This is a genomic window from Glaesserella sp., from assembly GCF_041814905.1.
Classification (GTDB): Bacteria; Pseudomonadota; Gammaproteobacteria; order Enterobacterales; family Pasteurellaceae; genus Glaesserella.
Genome location: NZ_JBGXYA010000059.1, coordinates 1 through 4,506 on the forward strand (window position 1 = coordinate 1; position 4,506 = coordinate 4,506).

At 44.0% G+C, this 4,506-nt stretch carries 7 protein-coding genes; all 7 read left to right on the forward strand.

Features of this window, described 5'->3' with window-relative positions; genetic code table 11:
- Positions 1-55: 55 nt before the first annotated feature.
- On the forward strand, positions 56-580 hold the full coding sequence (gene yceD / locus ACEYJ7_RS08730; RefSeq protein ID WP_373778694.1) for a 23S rRNA accumulation protein YceD: 525 nt from the start codon (positions 56-58) through the stop codon (positions 578-580).
- A gap of 17 nt (positions 581-597) precedes the next feature.
- On the forward strand, positions 598-759 hold the full coding sequence (gene rpmF / locus ACEYJ7_RS08735; RefSeq protein ID WP_005711065.1) for a 50S ribosomal protein L32: 162 nt from the start codon (positions 598-600) through the stop codon (positions 757-759).
- A gap of 25 nt (positions 760-784) precedes the next feature.
- The gene (gene plsX / locus ACEYJ7_RS08740) at positions 785-1,837 is read left to right on the forward strand and encodes a phosphate acyltransferase PlsX (protein WP_373778696.1); all 1,053 of its coding nucleotides are present in this window, start codon (positions 785-787) and stop codon (positions 1,835-1,837) included.
- Entirely contained in the window at positions 1,819-2,769 is a 951-nt protein-coding gene (locus ACEYJ7_RS08745; RefSeq protein WP_373778697.1) for a beta-ketoacyl-ACP synthase III, read from the forward strand. The genes plsX and ACEYJ7_RS08745 overlap by 19 nt, the downstream gene beginning before the upstream one ends.
- A gap of 111 nt (positions 2,770-2,880) precedes the next feature.
- On the forward strand, positions 2,881-3,630 hold the full coding sequence (gene trmB, locus ACEYJ7_RS08750) for a tRNA (guanosine(46)-N7)-methyltransferase TrmB (RefSeq protein WP_373778698.1): 750 nt from the start codon (positions 2,881-2,883) through the stop codon (positions 3,628-3,630).
- 24 nt (positions 3,631-3,654) lie between these two features.
- Positions 3,655-3,999, forward strand: coding sequence for a YggL family protein (locus tag ACEYJ7_RS08755; protein ID WP_373766842.1), 345 nt, complete (start codon positions 3,655-3,657; stop codon positions 3,997-3,999).
- Positions 4,000-4,150: 151 nt separating this feature from the next.
- The coding region (locus tag ACEYJ7_RS08760) for a YggT family protein (RefSeq protein ID WP_373778699.1) at positions 4,151-4,506 on the forward strand (356 nt) is incomplete at its 3' end.

Below are 4,506 nucleotides of genomic sequence, written 5' to 3' on the forward strand. Positions count from 1 at the left end.
AATTCTCATCTTTCCCTTTGACTAGAGCACCAACAATCTGTAATATGCGCACCCTATGCAAAAGGTAAAACTACCCCTAACGATTGACCCGTATAAAGACGCTCAGCGTCGAATGGACTATGAAGGCTACATTTCTGCGAGCCGACTTAGCCGTTTGGGTGAATCTGTTAGTCACGTGCTGGGCGATGCACAAGTTACTTTATCGTTATATGTTGATCCGCAAAAACTCACGGTGATTAAAGGCTCCGCGACTGTGGATGTGGAATTAGACTGCCAACGTTGCGGTAACCCATTTACGCAAACGCTAGACTGCACATTTTGTTTCAGTCCAGTGAAGAATATGGATCAGGCGGACGATGTACCCGAAATTTATGACCCAATCGAAATTAATGAGTTTGGTGAAGTGAATTTACTAGAAATGATTGAAGACGAGTTCATTCTTTCATTACCTATAGTCCCGATGCATAACTCTGAACACTGTGAAGTGTCCGCGCAGGAACAGGTTTTTGGCGAATTGCCCGAGGAATTGGCGAAAAAACCTAACCCGTTCGCTGTATTAGCTAATTTAAAGAAAAACTAGTTTTAGGAGTATAGCCAATGGCTGTTCAACAAAATAAGAAATCTCGTTCACGTCGTGATATGCGTCGTTCACACGATGCTTTAACAACCGCTGCAGTATCAGTAGATGCACGTGGCGAAACACATTTACGTCACCACGTTACTGCTGACGGTTACTACCGCGGTCGTAAAATTAAATAATCGATTTATCTCTTAGAGGTATAAATTGAGTCGTCTAACCCTTGCGTTAGATGTGATGGGCGGGGACTTTGGTCCCCGTATTACTATCCCAGCTTTATTGTCAGCATTGGAACATAATCCAATGCTATCTTTTATTATATTTGGCGATCAAGCCCAAATTTCTCCGCTACTCAATACCATTCCTGCCGCTCATCAACCGCGCATTCAGTTGGTTCATACTATAAAAGAGATCGAATCAGACCTCCCTTTTGTACAAGCTTTGCGTCAAAGTAAGGGGAGTTCGATGCGATTGGCGATCGAAGCGGTCGCGAAAGGCGAAGCGCAAGGTTGTGTCAGTGGTGGAAATACCGGCGTGCTGATGGGATTGGCAAAACAGCTGATCGAACCGTTACCGAATATTGTTCGCCCGGCATTAACGTCGTTAATTCCGACGATGAACGGTAAATCGAGTGTGATGCTTGATCTCGGTGCAAATGTTGAGGCGGATAGCCAATTATTGTTGCAATTTGCCGAAATGGGTAATATTTTTGCTGAAGTCATGCTGGATTTGGTTTATCCGCGTTTGGCATTGTTGAATATCGGCACGGAAGAGAATAAAGGTAACCCTCAGATTCGCGAGGCGCACCAATTACTCAAAGAATCCCTTCATTTAAACTATATCGGCTTTTTGGAAGGGGATAAATTAATGAATCACGTTGCCGATGTGATAGTGTGTGACGGCTTTAGCGGTAATATCGCATTAAAAACGTTGGAAGGCGCTGCAAAAAATATTTTGTCGTTTTTCAAAAGACCCACGGAAGACTCTCACCTTTGCCGTAATGTGAAACGTTATTTATTGCGGGCGATTTTTTATCGCTATTATCGAAAATTACAACGCATTAATCCCGATCGCCATAACGGCGCAACCTTACTCGGATTATCGTCGGTGGTCGTGAAAAGCCACGGTGGGGCAAGTACGAATGCATTTTTTTATGCCATTCAATATGCGATTCAACAGATTGAAGGCGAAATTCCTGCTAAAATTTCGCAAGGGTTAAACAAGTTACAAGAGAATAAGATATGTATAGCAAAATCGTAGCAACAGGCAGTTATATGCCTGCTCAGGTTCGAACTAATGCGGATCTTGAAAAAATGGTTGATACTTCGGATGAATGGATTGTTACCCGCTCCGGCATGAGAGAGCGTCGTATTGCTGCGCCGGATGAAACTGCGGCAACCATGGGTTACGAAGCGGCAAAAAAATGTGTTGAGCAAGTCAATCTTGATCCGCAAGAGATCGATTTAATTGTCGTCGGCACAACCAGCGGATCGCACTCGTATCCCAGTGCGGCTTGCCAAATCCAAGGGATGTTAGGCATTGAAGATGCGATCTCGTTTGATGTTGCGGCCGCGTGTACCGGTTTTGTGTATGCCTTGAGTGTGGCGGATCAATTCGTTCGTACAGGTAAAGTGAAAAAAGCATTAGTCATCGGTTCGGATCTTAACTCCCGCCGTTTAGATGAAACGGATCGCAGCACGGTGGTACTGTTTGGTGACGGCGCAGGTGCGGTAATTTTAGAAGCCAGCGAAGAGCAAGGCATTATTTCTACGCATTTACACGCCTCCGCCGATACCAAAGATGCGCTAGTATTGCCGAATCCGGAGCGTGGTAATGAAAAATCCGGTTTTATCTCCATGCAGGGCAATGCCACTTTCAAATTGGCTGTGCGCGAATTAGCAAATGTGGTGGAAGAAACCCTTGTTGAAAATAATTTGGATAAAAGCGAATTAGATTGGTTGGTTCCGCATCAAGCGAATTTACGCATTATCAGTGCGACGGCGGAGAAACTTGAAATGTCGATGGATCAAGTGGTTGTGACGGTCGATCGCTACGGCAATACCAGCGCGGCGACGATTCCGGTAGCGCTGGATGAAGCTGTCCGTGACGGTCGGATTCAACGCGGTCAACTATTGCTGTTGGAAGCTTTTGGCGGCGGTTGGACATGGGGTTCGGCATTAGTCAGATTCTAATCCTTTTCGGGAGTGTTGGATTCGCTCCCGCTCGATCATACAAGCGGTCGGATCGCTTGATTATTTTACCAATGAATCGCACGTCATTTGTTGTGCGTATAGTCAATGATAATGTCAGAAAAGATCACATTTGCCGATAAAAAACGTAAAACCGTTGAACGTGCTGAATTTACTGCAGATGGTCGCTATCTTCGCAAAGTCCGTAGTTTTGTACTGCGTACAGGGCGTTTGAGCGATTATCAGCGGGATATGATGAATAATAACTGGGAAAATCTCGGTTTAGATTACCAAAATACGCCTTTTGATTTTGAAGCGATTTTTGGCAACCGCAATCCTGTGGTGCTTGAAATCGGTTTCGGTATGGGGCGTTCATTAGTCGACATGGCGGAGCAAAATCCGGATCGTAATTATATCGGGATTGAAGTTCACACACCCGGTGTTGGCGCTTGTATTGCTTATGCGTTGGAAAAAGGTGTGAAAAACTTGCGGGTGATTTGCCACGATGCGACAGAAATTTTGCGAGATAGTATTGCCGACGGTACATTAGGCGGATTACAGCTTTATTTCCCCGACCCGTGGCAAAAAGCAAAACACCATAAACGCCGTATTGTTCAGCCTGAATTTATTACCCGTGTATTAACCAAACTGTCGCCGAACGGTTTTATCCATTTTGCGACGGATTGGGAAAATTACGCAGAACATATGTTAGACGTGTTACGTCAATTTGACGCTTCATTGCAAAATATGTCAGAAACCAACGATTTTATTCCACGCCCTGATTTTCGCCCTTTAACGAAGTTTGAAGAACGCGGGCATAAGCTAGGACACGGTGTGTGGGATTTATATTTTATTAAGAAATAGTGTTACTCAACCAGGAGAAAGAAAATGGCTCAACCGATTCGTAATCGTAGACAGCGTAAAAAAATGCACTTAGCAGAGTTCCAAGAGTTAGGCTTTTTAGTGAAATTTCAATTTGCAGAAGGTACAGGTATTGACCAAATTGATGCAACTGTGGATCGTTTTATTGATGAAGTCATTCGCCCAAATGGCTTAGCTTATGAAGGCAGCGGCTATTTACATTGGGAAGGTTTAATTTGCTTAGAAAAATTAGGCAAATGCGATGAATCTCACCGTCAATTAGTGCAAAAATGGCTGGAAGCAAACGGCTTGGTGGAAATCGAGGTCAGCGGCTTATTTGATATTTGGTGGGATTTACCGATCTCCGAATAAACATTTTTCCTCTCCCGTTTACGGGAGAAGGTATTGCAAAATTTTTATAAAAAATCACCGCTTGTAACCCTCTTTCGGCTTTCCGCAAAGACAATGCTTTGCTCAAATCTGTCTTTTCCGCTTGTGGGAGAGCGTAATTTTGGAGAATAAAATGGAATTCTTAGTTCCTTTCATTCAAATTATTGTTAGCATCTTTAGCTTTTTGCTAGTGCTACGCACGTGGCTGCAATTTTGCCGCGTTGATCCTTATCTGCCGATTTCACAAACCTTAATGCGTTTAACCAACCCGGTTTTAAACCCGTTAACTAAACTGATTCCGACAGTAAAAGGGATTAACTTTGCTGCGCTATTGCTTGCAGTCGGGATCGTAACATTGCTGTTTGTGTTGCTCGGTTTGGATTTACCGAGAGCAGTGTTGATCGGATTGCTCAGCGTAGTGAAAACCTTCGGGCAGATTCTCTTTTTCACGACCTTAATTCGTGCATTGATGAGCTGGGTAACGCAAGG